This window comes from Mycobacterium sp. NAZ190054 (assembly GCF_001545925.1).
GTDB lineage: Bacteria > Actinomycetota > Actinomycetes > Mycobacteriales > Mycobacteriaceae > Mycobacterium.
Genome location: NZ_LMVQ01000469.1, coordinates 1 through 1132 on the forward strand (window position 1 = coordinate 1; position 1132 = coordinate 1132).

General features: G+C 61.9%; 1 protein-coding gene. It reads right to left on the reverse strand.

Translation table 11 applies throughout. The annotated features are described in order from the left end of the window. Positions 1 to 1086, reverse strand: a complete 1086-nt coding sequence (locus tag ASJ79_RS24430; protein ID WP_003887303.1) for an IS630-like element ISMsm2 family transposase — start codon at positions 1084 to 1086, stop codon at positions 1 to 3. Positions 1087 to 1132: the final 46 nt, after the last annotated feature.

Here is a 1132-nt window from a genome sequence, read left to right on the forward strand (position 1 = left end):
CTAGTGTCCTGAGTCATTAATTCGGGCGCAGTAGTTGGCGATGCTGGCCAGGATTTGATCGGCGGTCTTGGTCCAGACGTAGGGCTTGGGGTTGTCGTTCCAGGTGTCGATCCACGCTCGGATGTCGGCGTTGAGTTGCCGAACTGAGGTGTGGGTGGAGCGTCGCAGCTTCTTGGTGGTCAGCTCGGCGAACCAGCGTTCCACGAGATTGAGCCAGGACGAGCTGGTCGGGGTGAAGTGCAGGACAAATCTGGGATGGCCTGTCAGCCAACGTTTTACCGCAGGGGTCTTGTGCGTGGAGGCGTTGTCGAGAACCAAGTGCACATCAAGATCGTCGGGGACCTCGACGTCGATCTTCTTGAGAAAAGCCAGAAACTCCGTGGCTCGGTGGCGAGAGTGCAGGGCGCCGATCACCTTGCCGGTGGTCAGGTCGAGAGCGGCGTAGAGGCTGGAGGTGCCGTGGCGAACGTAGTCATGGCTGGCCCGCGCCGGGGTGCCGGGCAACATCGGGAACACCGGTTGGGTCCGGTTCAGTGCCTGGATCTGGGTTTTCTCGTCCACGCACAGCACCAAGGCCCGTTCCGGTGGGTTCAGGTACAGCCCGACGACATCGCGGACCTTGGCCACAAACAGCGGGTCTTTCGACAGTTTCCACGAGTCCTGCTTGTGGGGAGCCAGTCCGAACGCTCGCCAGACGCGCGAGACCATCGACTGACTCAACCCCAGATGGGCAGCCATCGAGCGGGTTGACCAATGGGTGGCATCAGGCGGGGTGGTCTCCAACGTCGCGGTGATCAACGCTTCGATCTGCTCGTCACCGACAACCCGCGGCCGACCCGGACGTGGTTCATCAACGAGGCCGTCCAGTCGCAGCTCAGCGAACCGATTGCGCCAGCGCCGCACCGTGCCGATCGACAACTCCAGGCGATCGGCCAGTTCAGTATTGGACCCACCATCGGCAGCTGCCAACACAATTCGAGCCCGCATGGCCAGGCCGGCAGCACTCGTACGTCGCCGCGCCCAGCCCTCCAACTCGGCCCGCTCATCAGCGGACAACACAATCTCAGCGGCATGAGGAGTCGGCACGACCTAGTCTAACAACTAGGCCGCAATTAATGACTCAGGACACTAG